Genomic DNA, 16,309 nt, shown 5'->3' on the forward strand with positions numbered 1-16,309 from the left:
GGGCCACGGCGGCCCGGCTCACCGGGCCTCCACGGCGGTGCACTGCCACTGCCCGGCCTGCCCGCGCTGCTCCAGCCGGAAGGCGACCATGTGGTGCCGCCGGCCGAGGTCGACCCGGACGCAGGCCTCCACGGCGTCCGGCGCGGGGGACCGGTCGTGCACCGGGCCGAGCCTGGGCCGGTCGGCGGCGCCGCCGCGGCGCAGCGCGCCGATCCGGACCAGGGACGCGAGCTGCCCGTAGCCGTCCAGGCTGGTGTGCCGCATCAGCTGGCCGGCGGGCCGGGCGCCGGTGAGCACCTCGACGAGCTGGTGGGCGAACCGGGAGGCGAGCGCGCGGGGGTCGTGGCCGCCGGGGCCGGGGCAGTCCGTGCGGGGGTGGCGGGGCCGGCGCCCGGCGGGGTGGTGGTCGTGGGCGGCCGGGTGGCTCCCGCGGGGGGCCGCGTGCCGGGCCCGGGTGGCGGGGGGCTGGGAGTCGGGGTGCTGCGTGGCCGGGTGCTGGGCGAGCGGGTGGGCGGCGGCGCCGTGCGGTCGGCGGTGCGGGCGGGGGCTCAGCGGTGCGGTCACGGTCGGCTCCTCGGTCGGGTGGTGCGGGTACGGAGGGTTCTAGTGGCCCCGTGCGTAGGGCGGCAAGGGCTTTCGCCGCCATCCGGGGACCAGTCGGAAAGTTCACCTATCCGGGTGAACCGGCAGTGCGGTGACGGGCCCGTGACCAGGCCCCGGGGCGCCCGGTTGACGTGCGGGAACGGCGCCTGCGGTCCGAAAGGGGACGCTCCGCCGCACCGGACCGGGTGATGCCGCGCCGCTGCCCCCGTTGCGCCGCCCGGCCGCCCGCGCGCACCATCGGAGCCTGACCGGGAACCGCGGGGAGCGGGCGAGCCGACCCCACGACGACGGGCGGACGCGATGACGACACGGGTGGCGGTGCCGTCCCCGGCGGCCGCGGGCACCTCCCCGCCCGCCGGGGACGCCCCCCGGCGCGGCCTGGTGCTGGGCGGCGGCGGGATGCTCGGCGCGGCCTGGACGATCGGTGCGCTGTGCGCCGTCGAGGAGGCCACCGGCCGGCGCCCGGGCGACGCCGACCTGCTGCTCGGCACCTCCGCGGGCGCGATCCTCGGCGCGCTGCTGGCCGGCGGGGTCGGCCCCGAGCAGCTGCGCGACCACCAGCGCGGCCTGCCGGTCACCGAGGGCCCGCTGGCCGGGGTGGCCTTCGACTACGAGACCTCCGTCGGCGGTGCGCTGCCGCCGCGACCGCGGCCCGGCATCGGCTCGCCCGGCCTGCTTCGGGACGCCGTCCGGCACCCGCGCGAGTACCCGTTGCTGACCATGGTGTCCGCGATGGCGCCGCACGGCCGCGGTTCGCTGACCCCGGTCGGCGAGCTGGTGCGCGGTCTGCTCGGCCCCGGTGGCTGGCCGCCGCCCGGCGAGGACGGCGGCGCCCGGGTCCCGGCGCTGAGGGTGGCCGCGGTGGACTACCGCAGCGGCCACCGGGTGGTCTTCGGCGACCCGGACGCCCCGGCGGTCGCGGTCGCCGACGCGGTGATGGCCTCCTGCGCGATCCCCGGCTGGTTCGCGCCGGTGCGGCTGAACGGCTCGGCGTACGTGGACGGCGGCTGCTGGTCCGCCACCAACGCCGACCTGCTGCTCGGCCGGGGCCTGGACGAGGTCTACGTGCTCGCCCCGATGGCCCTGCGGCTGGGCCCGCCCGACGGCGGTCCGGCCGGCGCCGACCCCGTGCACCCGGTCGACGGGGCCGGGCGCGGCACCCTCGCCGCACTGCGCGAGTGGCGCGCCCGGGACCGTCCGCGCGGCGTCCTGGCCCAGCTGGTCAGCCGCTACCGCCGCGCCGTCACCCGGCAGCTGCTGCGCGAGGCCGCGCTGCTGCGGGCCGAGGGCGTGCGGGTGCGACTGCTCGCGCCGACCCTGGCCGACCTCGCCGTGATGGGCCCGAACATGATGGACCCGGCCCGCCGCGACCCCGTCCTGGAGAGCGCCCTGAGGACCAGCCGGGAGGCCCTGCGGGCCACCCGCTGAGCCGGGCCGGGGTGATCACGGGGGGCCGTGCGGCGCTTATTCTTGGGGCGCTGCACGTAGTGCCGCTGGACGAACCCCCGCCGGACGGACCCGGCAGGACGAACCCAGGCAGGACGAACCCCCGCAGGACGAACCGGAGAGTGCCACCGATGCGCGTGTACGTGCCCACCACCCTGACCGGCCTGGCGGCGGCGCACCCCGGTGGTGCCCTGGAGCCGTCCGCGGCCTACGCCGTGACGCCCGCGCTGCGCGAGTGGTACGTCAGCGACGACCTGGAGGAGCTGGAGTACGCGGCGCTGAACCGGGCCGCCCAGTCCTCCCTGCGCCTGCTGGCCGCCGACCCGGACGCCCCGCGCCGCCGGGTCGTGGTGGCGCTGGACGTCGCGGACTCGGCGGTCCGGCCCTTCCCGGGCGACGAGTACCAGGACCAGGCCTCGCTCGGCCGGGTGGTGCTGGCCGGCCCGCTGCCGCTGGCGAAGGCGGCGGCGGTGCACGCGGACGTCGCCGACGACGAGGTGGTCGAGGACGTCGCGGCGGCGGTGGCTGCGGTGTCCGCGGCCGACGCGGGCGACCAGGACGCCCAGTTCACCGTGGACGGCGCGGAGGACCACGACCTGCTCTGGTTCGCGACCCAGGAGATCCCGTCCCTGCTGGCCTGAGGTGAGCCGGGCCCTACCGGTTCGCCGGTGATCGGAGTTACCGTTCCCGGCGTGCGCACACACATCGTTTGGGACTGGAACGGCACGCTCTTCCACGACATGGAGGCGGTGCTCGGCGCGAGCAACGCCGCGTTCGCGACCATCGGCGTGGGGCCGATGACCCTGCAGGAGTACCGCGAGCAGTACGAGATCCCGATCCCCCGCTTCTACCAGCGGCTGCTCGGCCGGCTGCCCTCGGCGGAGGAGTGGCTGCTGCTCGACGACGCCTTCCACGCCCGCTACCACGAGCTGCGCCAGGAGTGCGGGCTGACCGAGGGCGCCCGCGAGCTGCTGGACGGCTGGGGGGAGGCCGGGCACAGCCAGTCGCTGCTGTCCATGTACGAGCACGAGAAGCTGCTGCCGCTGGTCGACACCTTCGGCCTCACCACCCGCTTCCTGCGGGTGGACGGCCGCAGCGGCCCGTCCGGCGGCCAGAAGGCCGAGCAGCTGGCCCGGCACCTGGCCGCGCTGGGTGAGCAGGTGGACCCGGCCCGGACGGTGCTGATCGGCGACGCCGCGGACGACGCCCTGGCGGCGCTGAGCGCGGGCGCGCACGCGGTGCTCTACACCGGCGGCTCGCACACCCGGGAGAAGCTGGAGCCGGTCGGCGTTCCGGTGGTGGACACCCTGGCCGAGGCGGTCGAGCTGGCCGGGCGGCTGGGGCAGGGCTGACGGGCGCGCCCCGGCCCCGCTCGACGGGCGGGGGCCGGCGCCCGTCGCGACGGCGGACGTGGCGGGCGCCACGTCCGCCGTCCGCGTGTCTGAACGGGCGGATCGCGCGGCGGCTGGTCAGGCTGGACTGACACCGGAGCAGTCAGCAGGACGGAGCCGCCATGCCCATCGACGCAGTCACCCAGGTACCGGACCCGGTCAACGAGCCCGTGCTGGGGTACGCGCCGGGCAGCCCGGAGCGGGACCGGCTGGTCCGCCGGCTGGACGAGCTGGCGGCCGAGCCCGTCCCGCTGCCGATGACCATCGGCGGCGAGCAGCGCTTCGGCTCCGGCGAGCGGATCGACGTCGTCCAGCCGCACCACCACGCGGCCCGGCTGGGGGTGCTCGGCAACGCCACCCGGGAGGACGCGCGGGCGGCGGTGGACGCGGCGCTCGCGGCCGGCCGGCAGTGGCGCTCGCTCTCCTTCGACGACCGGGCCGCGGTGTTCCTGCGGGCCGCCGAGCTGCTGGCGGGCCCCTGGCGGGAGACCCTCAACGCGGCCACCATGCTCGGCCAGTCCAAGACCGTGCAGCAGGCCGAGATCGACTCGGCCTGCGAGCTGATCGACTTCTGGCGGTTCAACGTGCACTTCGCGCGGCAGGTCCTGGCCGATCAGCCGGTCTCCTCGCCGGGCGTCTGGAACCGGGTCGACCACCGCCCGCTGGAGGGCTTCGTCTACGCCGTCACCCCGTTCAACTTCACCGCGATCGCAGGCAACCTGCCGACCGCGCCCGCGCTGATGGGCAACACCGTGGTCTGGAAGCCCGCGCCGACCCAGACCCTGGCCGCGCACCACCTGATGCGGCTGCTGGAGGCGGCCGGCCTGCCGCCCGGCGTGATCAACCTGGTCACCGGGGACGGCCTCCAGGTCTCCCCGGTCGCGCTCGCCGACCCGGCGCTCGCCGGGCTGCACTTCACCGGCTCCACGGCGACCTTCCAGTCGCTCTGGCAGACCATCGGCGCCAACATCGGCGGCTACCGGACGTACCCGCGGATCGTCGGCGAGACCGGCGGCAAGGACTTCCTGCTGGCGCACCGCTCGGCCGACCCGGAGATCCTGCGGACCGCGCTGATCCGCGGCGCCTTCGAGTACCAGGGCCAGAAGTGCTCGGCGCTCTCCCGCGCGTACCTGCCGCGCAGCCTCTGGCAGCGGATCAAGGACGAGCTGCTCGCCGAGGTGGACGCGCTCACGGTGGGCGACGTCACCGACCTCTCGAACTTCATGGGCGCCCTGATCGACCGGCGGGCCTTCGAGCGGAACCGGGACGCCATCGAGCGGGCCAAGGCCGACCCGACGGTCGAGCTGGCGGCCGGCGGCCAGTACGACGACGCGATCGGCTGGTTCGTCCGGCCGACCGTGCTGGTCTCCTCCGACCACCGCAACGAGATGTTCCGGACGGAGTACTTCGGTCCGATCCTGGCCGTCCACGTGTACGAGGACTCCCGCTGGGACGACGTGCTGGGCCGGGTGGACGCCGGGGCCCCGTACGGGCTGACCGGCTCGGTGATCGCCCAGGACCGCTACGCGGTGGCCCAGGCGGTGGAGGCCCTGCGGTTCGCCGCCGGGAACTTCTACATCAACGACAAGCCGACCGGCGCGGTGGTCGGCCAGCAGCCCTTCGGAGGGGGCCGGGCCTCCGGGACGAACGACAAGGCGGGCGCCGCCCAGAACCTCCTGCGGTGGACCTCGGCCCGGGCGATCAAGGAGACCTTCGTCCCGCCCGTCCGGTACGGATACCCCCACATGGGCTGAGAGTGAACAAGGGGTTCCGGTTTGGACATGGTGTCCAGGACGGACCGATCATCCTGCAGGTTTGCGCCTCCCTGTCCCTGTGCACCTTCGATTGATCCGGTTAGGCTGGCTGGCGTCGTCGGGTGGCTTCGCAAGACGAATCGTCCTACCCACTGCGAAGGTGTTTCATGCGCGCCATGGGGCCTTTTCAGTCGGATGGTGCGGCAGGATTGCGGGAGACCCGTCGGTGAACATCCACACCCGACCGAGTCACGCAACGGCGCGCGACAGGAGCCAAGAAGTCATGCAGACCAAGCTGGACGCAGCCAAGGCCGAACTGCTCAAGAAGGCAGCCGCAGCCGCTGAGAACAGCCAGGTGGGGGGAGCGGCGCCGGGGGAGGGTCTGAGCAACGGCGCTCTGACCGCGTACCTGCACCACTACTACCTCCACACCGCGCCCGAGGACCTGGTCGACTCCGACCCGGTCGACGTCTACGGCGCGGCGGCCTCCCACTACCGGCTGGGCCTCAAGCGCCCGCAGGGCACCGCCGAGGTGCGGGTCCACACCCCCTCGGTGGAGGAGAACGGCTGGTCCTGCGGCCACACCGTGGTCGAGGTCGTCACCGACGACATGCCCTTCCTGGTCGACTCCGTCACCAACGAGCTGTCCCGCCAGGACCGCGCGATCCACCTCGTCATCCACCCCCAGCTGGTCGTCCGCCGTGACATCACCGGCAAGCTGCTGGAGATCCTGGACGTCGACGCCTGCTCCCGCAGCCAGGCCGCCGGCGCCGAGTGGCCCGCCGACGCGACCGTCGAGTCGTGGATGCACATCGAGATCGACCGCGAGACGGACCGCGAGGACCTGCGCTCCATCGAGACCAACCTGCGCCGGGTGCTCGGCGACGTCCGCGAGGTCGTCGAGGACTGGAGCAAGATGCGCGAGAGCGCGCTGCGCCTGGCCGACGAGCTCGCCGAGGAGCCCCCGGGCGGCCTGCCCGAGCAGGAGGTCGGCGAGGCCTGGGAGCTGATGCGCTGGCTCGCCGACGACCACTTCACCTTCCTCGGCTACCGCGAGTACGACCTCGTCGAGCACGAGGGCGAGGAGGTCCTGAAGGCCGTCGCCGGCACCGGTCTGGGCATCCTGCGCGCCGACCCGCACAGCCACGACGACCGGCACCACTCGGTCAGCGAGGCCTTCGGCCGGCTGTCCGCGCCGGTCCGCGCCAAGGCCCACGAGAAGAAGCTGCTCGTCCTCACCAAGGCCAACAGCCGCTCCACCGTGCACCGCCCGGCCTACCTGGACTACGTCGGCGTGAAGAAGTTCAACGCCGCCGGCGAGCCGATCGGCGAGCGCCGCTTCCTCGGCCTCTTCTCCTCCGCCGCGTACACCGAGTCCGTCACCCGGATCCCGGTCGTGCGCCGCAAGGTCCAGGAGGTGCTGGACGCCTCCGGCTTCTCCAGCGAGAGCCACGACGGCCGCGACCTGCTGCAGATCATGGAGACCTTCCCGCGGGACGAGATGTTCCAGACCGCGGCCTCCGAACTGCTCTCCATCGCGACCAGCGTGCTCTACCTGCAGGAGCGCCGTAAGCTGCGCCTCTTCCTGCGCCAGGACGAGTACGGGCGCTACTTCTCCGCGTTCATCTACCTGCCGCGCGACCGCTACACCACGCGGATCCGGCTGCTGCTCACCGACATCCTCAAGGAGGAGCTGAACGGCGCCACCATCGACTACACGGTGTACGCCACCGAGTCGGTGCTGACCCGCCTGCACTTCGTGGTCCGGGTCGCCCCGGGCACCGAGCTGCCGCAGCTCACCGACACCGACATCGAGCGGATCGAGAACCGCCTGGCCGAGGCGGCCCGGTTCTGGATGGACGGCTTCCACGACCAGCTGCACCTCGAGCTGGGCGAGGAGCGGGCCGCCGAGCTCGGCCACAAGTACGCCAACGCCTTCCCCGACGGCTACCGCGCCGACTTCCCGCCGCGCACCGCCGTCTCCGACATCAAGCAGATCGAGGCGCTGCACGGCGACGGCGACTTCCGCCTCAACCTGTACCAGCCCGTGGGCGCCGGCGACGACGAGCGCCGCTTCAAGATCTACCGGGTCGGCGGCCCGATCTCGCTCACCGAGGTCCTGCCGGTGCTCCAGCGACTGGGCGTCGAGGTGCTCGACGAGCACCCGTACGCGCTGCGCCGCTCCGACGGCACCACCGCGTGGGTGTACGACTTCGGCCTGAAGCTGCGCGAGGCCACCGGGCTCACCGACGAGGCCCGCGAGCGCTTCCAGGAGACCTTCGCGGCCACCTGGACCGGCAAGGCCGAGAACGACGGCTTCAACGAGCTGGTCCTCACCGCCGGGCTGACCTGGCGGCAGGCGATGATGCTGCGCGCGTACGCCAAGTACCTGCGCCAGGCGGGCTCCACGTTCTCCCAGGACTACATGGAGGACGCGCTCCGCAACAACACCCACACCACCCGCCTGCTGGTCAACCTGTTCGAGGCCCGGCTGAGCCCGAGCCACCGTTCGGGCGCCCTGGAGCTGACCGAGGGCATCCTGGAGGAGCTGGCCGGCGCGCTCGACGAGGTCGTGTCGCTGGACGAGGACCGCATCCTGCGCTCCTTCCTGCACCTCATCACGGCCACCCTGCGGACCAACTTCTTCCAGCACGCCGCCTCCGGCGAGTGGCACTCCTACGTGTCGATGAAGTTCGACCCGAAGGCCATCCCGGACCTGCCGGCCCCGCGTCCGGCGTTCGAGATCTGGGTCTACTCGCCGCAGGTCGAGGGCGTGCACCTGCGCTTCGGCAAGGTCGCCCGCGGCGGTCTGCGCTGGTCCGACCGGCGCGAGGACTTCCGCACCGAGATCCTGGGCCTGGTCAAGGCGCAGATGGTCAAGAACACCGTCATCGTGCCGGTCGGCGCCAAGGGCGGCTTCGTGGCCAAGCAGCTGCCGGACCCGTCGGTGGACCGGGACGCCTGGCTGGCCGAGGGCATCTCCTCGTACAAGACGTTCATCTCCGCGCTGCTGGACATCACCGACAACCTGGTCGGCGGCGAGGTCGTCCACCCGGCCGACGTGGTCCGCCACGACGAGGACGACACCTACCTGGTCGTCGCCGCCGACAAGGGCACCGCGACCTTCTCCGACATCGCCAACGGCGTCGCCGAGTCCTACGGCTTCTGGCTGGGCGACGCGTTCGCCTCGGGCGGCTCGGCCGGCTACGACCACAAGGGCATGGGCATCACCGCCCGCGGCGCCTGGGAGTCGGTGAAGCGCAACTTCCGCGAGCTCGGCGTCGACACCCAGACCGAGGACTTCACCGTCATCGGCATCGGCGACATGTCCGGCGACGTCTTCGGCAACGGCATGCTGCTCAGCGAGCACATCCGGCTGGTCGCCGCCTTCGACCACCGCCACATCTTCATCGACCCGAACCCGGACGCGGCCGCCTCCTACGCCGAGCGCCGCCGCCTCTTCGAGCTGCCCCGCAGCTCCTGGGACGACTACGAGAAGTCGCTGATCTCGGCCGGCGGCGGGGTCTTCCCGCGCAGCGCCAAGTCGATCCAGCTCAGCGCGCAGGCCAGGGCCGCCCTCGGCGTCGACGTCGCCCGGCTCACCCCGGCCGAGCTGATGAAGGCGATCCTGCAGGCGCCGGTCGACCTGTTCTGGAACGGCGGCATCGGCACCTACGTCAAGGCCTCCACCGAGACCAACGCCGAGGTCGGCGACAAGGCCAACGACGCCATCCGCGTCAACGGCGACCAGGTCCGGGCCCGGGTCATCGGCGAGGGCGGCAACCTCGGCTGCACCCAGCTCGGCCGCATCGAGTACGCCGCGGTGGGCGGCCCGGAGAGCACCGGCGGCTGGATCAACACCGACGCCATCGACAACTCGGCCGGCGTGGACACCTCGGACCACGAGGTCAACATCAAGATCCTGCTCAACCAGGTCGTCGCCGAGGGCGACATGACGGTCAAGCAGCGCAACACCCTCCTCGCCGAGATGACCGACGAGGTCGGCCACCTGGTGCTGCGCAACAACTACGCGCAGAACGTGGTGCTGGCCAACGCCGTCGCCCAGGCGCACAGCATGGTCAACGTCCACTCCCGGATGATCAACCGCCTGGAGTCGGCCGGCCAGCTCGACCGGGGCCTGGAGTTCCTGCCCACCGAGCGCCAGATCAAGGAGCGGCAGCAGAACGGCCGCGGGCTCTCCCAGCCCGAGATGTCCGTCCTGCTCGCGTACACCAAGATCACGCTGGCCGACGAGCTGCTCGCCACCGACCTGCCCGACGACCCGTACTTCCGCACCGCGCTGCACGACTACTTCCCGAGCGCGCTGCGGGCCCGGTTCGCCGAGGCGATCGACAACCACGCGCTGCGCCGCGAGATCATCACCACCCTGATCGTCAACGACACGATCAACCGCGGTGGCTGCACCTTCGCCTTCCGGCTGAAGGAGGAGACCGGCGCGACCTACGAGGAGATCGCCCGCACCCACACCGCCGCCCGGGCCGTCTTCGGCCTGGAGGAGATCTGGGGCGAGATCGAGGGCCTGGACAACAAGGTCCCGGCCCGCGGCCAGACCAAGATGCGGCTGCACTCGCGGCGCCTGGTCGAGCGCGCCACCCGGTGGATGCTCAACAACCGCCGCCAGCCGCTCGACATCGCCGGCACCATCGAGTTCTTCCACGACCGGGTCAACCAGGTCTGGGGCTCGCTGCCCAAGCCGCTGCGCGGCGAGGACCTGGCCTGGTTCGAGTCCGTCTACGAGGAGCTCGCCGCGGCCGGCGTGCCGGAGGAGCTGGCGACCCGGGTCGCCGGGCTGTCCTCGACCTTCCCGACCCTGGACATCACCGAGGTCGCGGACCGTTCCGGCAAGGACGTCGCGGACGTCGCCGAGCTCTACTACGACCTCGCCGACCGCCTGCAGATCACCCACCTGCTGGACCGCATCATCGAGCTGCCCCGGACCGACCGCTGGTCGTCGATGGCCCGGGCCTCGATCCGCGAGGACCTCTTCGCGGCGCACGCGGCGCTGACCGCCGACATCCTGGTCTGCGGCCCGGAGGGCGCCACCCCGGAGGAGCGCTACACCGCCTGGGCGGAGCTCAACAGCACGCTGCTGAACCGCGCCAAGAGCACCCTCGACGACATAAGGGGTTCGGACAACTACGAGCTGTCCAGCCTCTCGGTCGCGATGCGCGTCATCCGCACCCTGCTGCGCACCGGTTCGATGCGCTGACGGACGGCTGAACCGGCGGGGCCCGCGTCTTCGGACGCGGGCCCCGCCGGTTCGTTCGTGCCCGGATCGGATGGCGGCCGAGACGGACGCCCGCGCCAAGTCCGACGCCTACGTCGCCAAGCTGGACGAGGTCCTGGCGAAGCTGAAGACCCACGAGACGCTGCCGCCCGGCTCCTCGCCGCAGCAGATGATGGAGTACTACAAGCGGGAGAAGGTGCGGCTGGACCAGAACGCCGCCGACCAGGCGGAGCTGGACCGGCTCTCCAAGGACGCCAAGGCGCTCGAGACGGCCATCAGGACCCACGACCAGGCCTTCCTCACCACCGGCCGGGTCGGCTTCGGGACGAAGGGCCTGCGCGAACTCGTCGCCCCGGCCGGCACCCGGACCGCCGACGGCGTCGGCGCGGGCTCGACGGAGGAGGAGCTCAAGCGGGCCTACGACGGCAAGGGCCTCAAGCCGGGCAAGGACGGCAAGTACGAGCTGCCGGCCGAGGGCGTGCGCAGCGGCGAGGGCTGGGTCTACGAGTTCACCATGGACGGCGCCAGGGTCACCGGCCTCGCCCTGGTCAAGCGCGGCACCTACTGCTCCTGACCGCACCGGGCCGCACCCGCCCCTGCCGGGCCGCACCCGACCGGGTGCGGCCCGGAACCCCCTAGCGGGCGGTGGCGCGCTGGAGGGCGCTGGCCAGCAGTGCGAGGTCGGTGGGGCCGTTGCCGAGCTCGCGGACCGGGCGGCGGGCCGGCGGGGCACCGAGCTGCAGCGGGTCGATGGCGACGACGGTGGGCCGCAGCGTGGCGGTGCGCGGGATGCGGCCGCTGATCCGGGCGGTCTGGAAGGCGGTGACGCCGCCGTCCGGGAGGCGCAGGTAGCCGCGGCCCGGGGTGTCCTCGGGGAGGCCGGCGGCGTCGCCGAGGTGGATCAGCAGGTCGGAGTCGGCCGGGTCCTCGGTGCGCAGGGCGATCCGGAGCAGGGCCGCCTCGTCGACCTCGGTGCCGGCGCTCTCCTCCGGCCGGCCGGTGGCCACCGCGAGGTGGACGCCGAGCGGGCCGCCGCGGCGGGCGACGGCGGCGAGGGCCCGGGCCAGCGGGCGGCCCGCCGGCGAGGTGGGGGAGAGCAGGGCCTCGTAGTCGTCGACGACGACGACCAGCCGGGCGGGGACGGCACCCGAGGGGGCGGTCGCGGGCCGCGGGCCGTCGGGGCTGCGCGGCTGGACGATGCGCGGCGGGGCCGGGGCGGGGGCGCCCACGGTGGCGGGCACCGGGACGGCGTCCACGCCCGCGGCGAGGTCCGGCCGGCCGTCCAGGATCCGGGCGGCGTGCCAGGAGGCGAAGTCGAGGCCGTCGAACAGTCGCTCGCGCAGGGCGAGTTCGTCCTCCAGGGCCTCTGCGGCGAGCAGTGCGGCCCGCGGGTCGGTGGCGGCGTTGACCCGGCCGGTGACGTGCGGCAGCTCGGTGCAGCCGTCCAGGCCGTCCTCGGTGGCCCGGCCCTCGATGAGGGTGACGGCGAGGCGCTCCGGGCGTTCGGAGACGGCGAGCGAGGCGACCAGGGTGCGCAGCAGTTCGGTCTTGCCGGAGCCGCGGGCGCCGCCGATCAGCAGGTGCGGGCCGCCCGGGTCGGGGGAGGGCAGGGCGAGTTCCGGGTCGGCCAGGTCGAGGGTGCAGAGCTCGTCCCGGGTGGTGCCGAGCAGCGCGGTGGCCGCGCCGATGCCGCCGGCGTGCGCGGCCCAGCGGGCGGAGAGCTTGGCCGGGGTGACGGTGTCGAGCTGGAGCAGGTCGAGCAGTCGCAGCGCGTCGGGCAGCGGTCCGCGGGCGGCCGGGACGGCCTCCCGCAGCGGGGCGAGCAGGCGGGCGAGCCGCTCGGCCCAGGCGTCGGAGACGGCGTCCAGCGAGACCTCGTGCAGGGTCTCCCGGCCGCGGGCGACCGGACGGTCCAGCGAGAGGTGGGTGCCGACCTCTCCGGTGACGAGGGCGGTGGCGCCGAGGCCGCGGGGGAGCAGTTCGGGCTGTTCCGCGAGGCAGACCGGGAAGATGCCGACGGCCGGGCCCTGGCGCAGCAGCAGGTCGACCGCCTGCCGGGCGTGCTCGGTGGCCGGGCGGCCGTCGACCACGACGACGGTGGCGGGGTGGCCGCCGAGGCCGATCGGGCCGTTGAGCCGGGCGGTGAGTTCGTCGAGCCGGGCCGTCGCCTGCTCGTCGTCGAGGCCGAGCAGCAGGCGGCAGTCCTGGCCGTCCGCCGGCCGCAGGTGCGGCAGCCACAGGGCCCAGGCCCAGGTGTCGGCGCGTTCCTCGGGGGTGCGCGCCGGGTCGGCGTCGACGACGACGAGGCTGAGGCCGGTGGGCGGGTGCAGGGCGACGAGCTGGGCGACGACGGCGCGGGTGAGCGCGTCGAGGCGCGCGCGGGGGCCGCTGAGCCCGAGGCTGCCGGCGGTCTGCAGGTCGAGGGTGACCGGGACGGCGGGCAGTGTCGCGCCGGGCGCGGTGCCGGGGCCGCCGGTGGGGCCGCCCCCGGCCGGGGGGAGGGGGCGGTCGGCGGTGCCCAGGCGCAGGGTGAGCGCGTCGGGGTGGCCGGGGCCGCGCTCCCAGAGCCGCGGGCCGGGGCCGACGGCGTTGAGCAGCAGGGTGGCGAGGTCCGGCCAGCGCTCGCGCTGGGCGGCGGCCTGGCGGAGCCGGACGGCGGTGTGGTGGCGTTCGGCGCTCTCCTGGCCGGGCGGTTCGGCGGTGCGGCCGAGCCGCAGCGAGAGCAGGCCGCGGCCGCGGCCCGGGGCGGGTTCGGGGGCGGCGGGCGGCTCGGCCGGGGGCGGCGCGGGCCGGGCCGGGCCGGGGGCGGCGAGCTGGAGGTGGCCGTGGCCGTCGGGCACGGCGGCGCGGCCGCTGCCGGGGGCGTCGGTGCGGTCGGGGGTGGTCACCTGCAGGGTGGACTCGCCGATCCGCAGCAGGCCGCCGGGCTCCAGCGGGACGGCCTCCTCGGTGCCGCCGGGCGGCACGATCCGGCCGTCCAGGGTGGTGCCGTTGGTGGAGCCGAGGTCCCGGACGGTGATCCGGCCGTCGTCGGCGAGGTGCAGGGCCAGGTGCAGCCGGGAGACGTCGGGGTCGTCGAGCGGGACGTCGGCCTCGCCGGAGCGGCCGATCCGGATCTCGCGGCCGTGCAGCCGGTGCACGCCGCCGGCGTCCGGGCCGCCGACGACGCGCAGTTCGGCGACGGCGGGGGTGTCGTCGGGCTCGTCGGCGGTGGGGTCGGGCTCGTTGAGGCTGAGGACGGCGCCGTCGAGCAGCGGGGGGTGGCCGAGCAGGGTGTGCTCGTCCACCCGGTGCGCCCCGGCGTACAGGTGCACATGGGTGGCGGCCCGGGGCCCGCGCACGCCGACGGCGCCCGCGAGCGCGCCCGCGAGGGCGCCGAGCGCGGTGCCGACGGGCGCGGTGACCAGCACGTCCACGTAGGGGATGGCGGAGCCGGCGGCGGTCGGGCCGCTGCGCGGTCGGAGGACGGTCAGCCGGATCTGCATCTCGCCCGCGGGTCCCTTCTGCTGGTGTGGAGCCCGTCCGGTGGCGTCGCGGACGCGCGGGGCGGTCGCGGCGACCCTTTGGGCCACACGAGTGGCGAGTGTCCATCCTGCCATCCGTCACGGACAGTCCGCGCACGGTACCGGATTTGACGATCTTGCGATCACCGCCATGGTGGAGGCGACGGAGGGTCAGGTCAACCGGTGCCGGGACGACCCCGTCGACGGGCCCGCCGACCGGCTCCGGACGGTCCCCTAGGGGATGTCCCCCACCACCTCCTGGATGGCCTGCCGGTTGCCTCTGAAACCCGAACGGACACGGTTAGAGTGGCCGCAGACACGGGCCCGGCAGGCTCACCGCACCGGCGGAGGAGCGCCCCGCGCGGGCGGCACGGCGAGGAGTGCGACAGGTGCGGCCAGTCGGCAGCAAGTATCTGCTTGAGGAGACCCTCGGACGGGGTGCCACCGGCACGGTCTGGCGCGGCCGGGTGCGCCCCGACGTCCAGGTGCCCGGCAGCGAGCCGGGGCAGCTGGTGGCCATCAAGGTACTGCGCGAGGAGCTGGCGGCCGACCCGGACGTCGTGATGCGCTTCCTGCGCGAGCGCTCGCTGCTGCTGCGGCTGACCCACCCCAACATCGTCCGGGTCCGCGACCTGGTCGTCGAGGGCGAGCTGCTGGCCCTGGTGATGGACCTCGTCGACGGCCCCGACCTGGCCCGGTACCTGCGCGCCAACGGCCCGTTCAGCCCGATCGCCGGCGCCCTGCTGATGGCCCAGGTCGCGGACGCGCTGGCGGCCAGCCACGCGGACGGGATCGTCCACCGCGACCTCAAGCCGGCCAACGTCCTGCTCTCCTCGCTGCTGGTCGAGGGCACCGAGCAGATGCACCCGATGCTCACCGACTTCGGCATCGCCCGGCTCGCCGACTCCCCGGGCATCACCCGCACCCACGAGTTCGTCGGCACCCCCGCCTACGTCGCCCCGGAGTCCGCCGAGGGCCGGCCGCAGACCTCGGCGGTGGACGTCTACGGCGCCGGGATCATGCTGTACGAGCTGGTCACCGGCCGGCAGCCGTTCCAGGGCGACGGCGCGCTCGCCGTCCTGCAGGCCCACCTGGCGCAGGAGCCGCAGCGGCCCAGCACCATGCCCGAGCCGCTGTGGACGGTCATCGAGCGCTGCCTGCGCAAGGACCCGGCGCAGCGCCCGGGCGCCACCTCGCTGGCCCGCGCGCTGCGCGTGGTGGCGGCCGGGGTCGGGGTGCACGCCTCGCCGGCCGCGGTGGACGAGGCGCTCGCGGTCGGCGCGCTGCTGGTGCCCGACCCGCGGCCGGCCGCCGTCCCCGGCAGCGCCCCGGTCGTCCCGGACCTGGCGCCGCCCTTCCCGGAGGCGCCGCCGGCGGGCCAGGGCGGTTCGCACTACGACCCGGCCGCGGCGACCCGGGTGATGAGCACCCAGCCGCCGGCCGCGCCGCCGTACGGGGCCGCCGACCGCACCCAGGTGCTGCCGCCCACGGCCGTGCCGCCGCCCCCGCCCGGTGCGCCGAAGGAGGAGGCGCCGCACCCCTGGCAGACCCAGCTGCAGGCGGCCCGGGACCGCAACCAGCAGACCCAGGTCGGCTACTTCGGCCCGGAGGACTTCGAGGACCCGCAGGTCGCCCCGCCGCCGTTCCAGGCCGGACAGGGCGGCCGGCCGGGCCAGGGCTACCAGCCGCAGCCGCCGGCCGGCTACCGGCAGGACCCGCGGCACCAGGCCCCGCCGCCCGGGTACGCCCAGCGCCCGCCGGTGGCCCCGCCGCCGTACCAGGCCGGACGGGGTGGTCAGGGCGGCCAGGGGGGCTACGGAGGCCAGGGCGGCCAGGGCGGTTACGGCGGCCAGGCCAGTCCGGGCGGTTACGGCGGCCCGTCGCAGCAGGGCGGCCGCCCGCAGCCGCCCGGCGGCTACCGGCAGGCCCCGGCCGGGTACGGCCAGTCGCAGCCGCAGGGCGGCTACCCACCGCCGCCCCCGCCGGCCCCGGTGCCGCGCCGGGCCGAGCCGCCGGCGCCGCAGCACCGGGAGCCCCCGCAGCGCCGCGAGGAGCCGCGCGAGCAGCCCCGCCGCGAGCCCGCCCCGCCGCGCGAGCGGCGCCCGCGCAGCCGCAACCGGATGTACATCCCGGGGCTCGGCTGCCTCAAGGGCTGCCTGGTGGTGCTGCTGGTGCTGTTCGTGGCCGGGCTGGCGCTGTGGAACTTCACGCCGCTGCCGCACTACTGGGACAACGTCCAGAGCTGGTTCACCACGGTGCGGGACTGGGCGGACGCGCTGTTCGGCAGCTCGAAGAACTGACGCCGGGACGGTTCCGTCCCGCGGGGCCGTCCGGACGCGACGCCGCGCCCGGACAGCAGGATTG

Annotated in this window: 9 protein-coding genes; 7 read left to right on the top strand and 2 right to left on the bottom strand. The window is 74.7% G+C overall.

The window, feature by feature from the left end; genetic code table 11:
- Nucleotides 1–18 precede the first annotated feature (18 nt).
- Complete coding sequence (locus tag AB0N04_RS27555; RefSeq protein ID WP_360218095.1) at nt 19–564, bottom strand: Rv3235 family protein; 546 nt, start codon at nt 562–564, stop codon at nt 19–21.
- A gap of 339 nt (nt 565–903) precedes the next feature.
- Here AB0N04_RS27555 and AB0N04_RS27560 point away from each other — a divergent pair, with 339 nt between their 5' ends.
- From AB0N04_RS27560 to AB0N04_RS27585, 6 genes are all read left to right on the top strand, one after another.
- Nucleotides 904–2,031 carry a patatin-like phospholipase family protein gene (locus AB0N04_RS27560; protein ID WP_360218092.1) on the top strand — a complete coding sequence of 376 codons (1,128 nt, stop codon included), beginning with the start codon at nt 904–906 and terminating at the stop codon, nt 2,029–2,031.
- A 149-nt stretch (nt 2,032–2,180) separates the two neighbouring features.
- Nucleotides 2,181–2,690, top strand: coding sequence for a hypothetical protein (locus AB0N04_RS27565; RefSeq protein ID WP_360218089.1), 510 nt, complete (start codon nt 2,181–2,183; stop codon nt 2,688–2,690).
- 51 nt (nt 2,691–2,741) lie between these two features.
- Nucleotides 2,742–3,401, top strand: coding sequence for an HAD hydrolase-like protein (locus AB0N04_RS27570; protein WP_360218086.1), 660 nt, complete (start codon nt 2,742–2,744; stop codon nt 3,399–3,401).
- Between the two features lie 167 nt (nt 3,402–3,568).
- Nucleotides 3,569–5,194: an L-glutamate gamma-semialdehyde dehydrogenase gene (gene pruA, locus AB0N04_RS27575; protein ID WP_360218131.1), complete on the top strand. Its 1,626-nt coding sequence runs from the start codon at nt 3,569–3,571 to the stop codon at nt 5,192–5,194.
- A 283-nt stretch (nt 5,195–5,477) separates the two neighbouring features.
- Nucleotides 5,478–10,424 (top strand): NAD-glutamate dehydrogenase, encoded by a 4,947-nt coding sequence (locus tag AB0N04_RS27580; RefSeq protein ID WP_360218083.1) that lies wholly within the window; start codon nt 5,478–5,480, stop codon nt 10,422–10,424.
- Between the two features lie 70 nt (nt 10,425–10,494).
- The gene (locus AB0N04_RS27585; RefSeq protein WP_360218080.1) at nt 10,495–11,016 is read left to right on the top strand and encodes a hypothetical protein; all 522 of its coding nucleotides are present in this window, start codon (nt 10,495–10,497) and stop codon (nt 11,014–11,016) included.
- Nucleotides 11,017–11,077: 61 nt separating this feature from the next.
- On the opposite strand, the gene AB0N04_RS27590 is transcribed toward AB0N04_RS27585, so the two are convergent.
- Complete coding sequence (locus AB0N04_RS27590) at nt 11,078–13,927, bottom strand: FtsK/SpoIIIE domain-containing protein (protein WP_360218077.1); 2,850 nt, start codon at nt 13,925–13,927, stop codon at nt 11,078–11,080.
- A 407-nt stretch (nt 13,928–14,334) separates the two neighbouring features.
- On the opposite strand from AB0N04_RS27590, the gene AB0N04_RS27595 reads away from it, so the two are divergent.
- The gene (locus AB0N04_RS27595) at nt 14,335–16,245 is read left to right on the top strand and encodes a protein kinase (protein ID WP_360218074.1); all 1,911 of its coding nucleotides are present in this window, start codon (nt 14,335–14,337) and stop codon (nt 16,243–16,245) included.
- Nucleotides 16,246–16,309 lie beyond the last annotated feature (64 nt).

Origin of the sequence: Kitasatospora sp. NPDC051702 (assembly GCF_040681575.1) — a bacterium.
Classification (GTDB): domain Bacteria; phylum Actinomycetota; class Actinomycetes; order Streptomycetales; family Streptomycetaceae; genus Kitasatospora.

Bases quoted from the DNA above. Each gene is read 5' to 3' on its own strand.
- AB0N04_RS27585 (WP_360218080.1), top strand. From the start codon at position 10,495: ATGGCGGCCGAGACGGACGCCCGCGCCAAGTCCGACGCCTACGTCGCC.
- AB0N04_RS27580 (WP_360218083.1), top strand. From the start codon at position 5,478: ATGCAGACCAAGCTGGACGCAGCCAAGGCCGAACTGCTCAAGAAGGCA.
- AB0N04_RS27565 (WP_360218089.1), top strand. From the start codon at position 2,181: ATGCGCGTGTACGTGCCCACCACCCTGACCGGCCTGGCGGCGGCGCAC.
- AB0N04_RS27590 (WP_360218077.1), bottom strand. From the start codon at position 13,927: ATGCAGATCCGGCTGACCGTCCTCCGACCGCGCAGCGGCCCGACCGCC.
- AB0N04_RS27560 (WP_360218092.1), top strand. From the start codon at position 904: ATGACGACACGGGTGGCGGTGCCGTCCCCGGCGGCCGCGGGCACCTCC.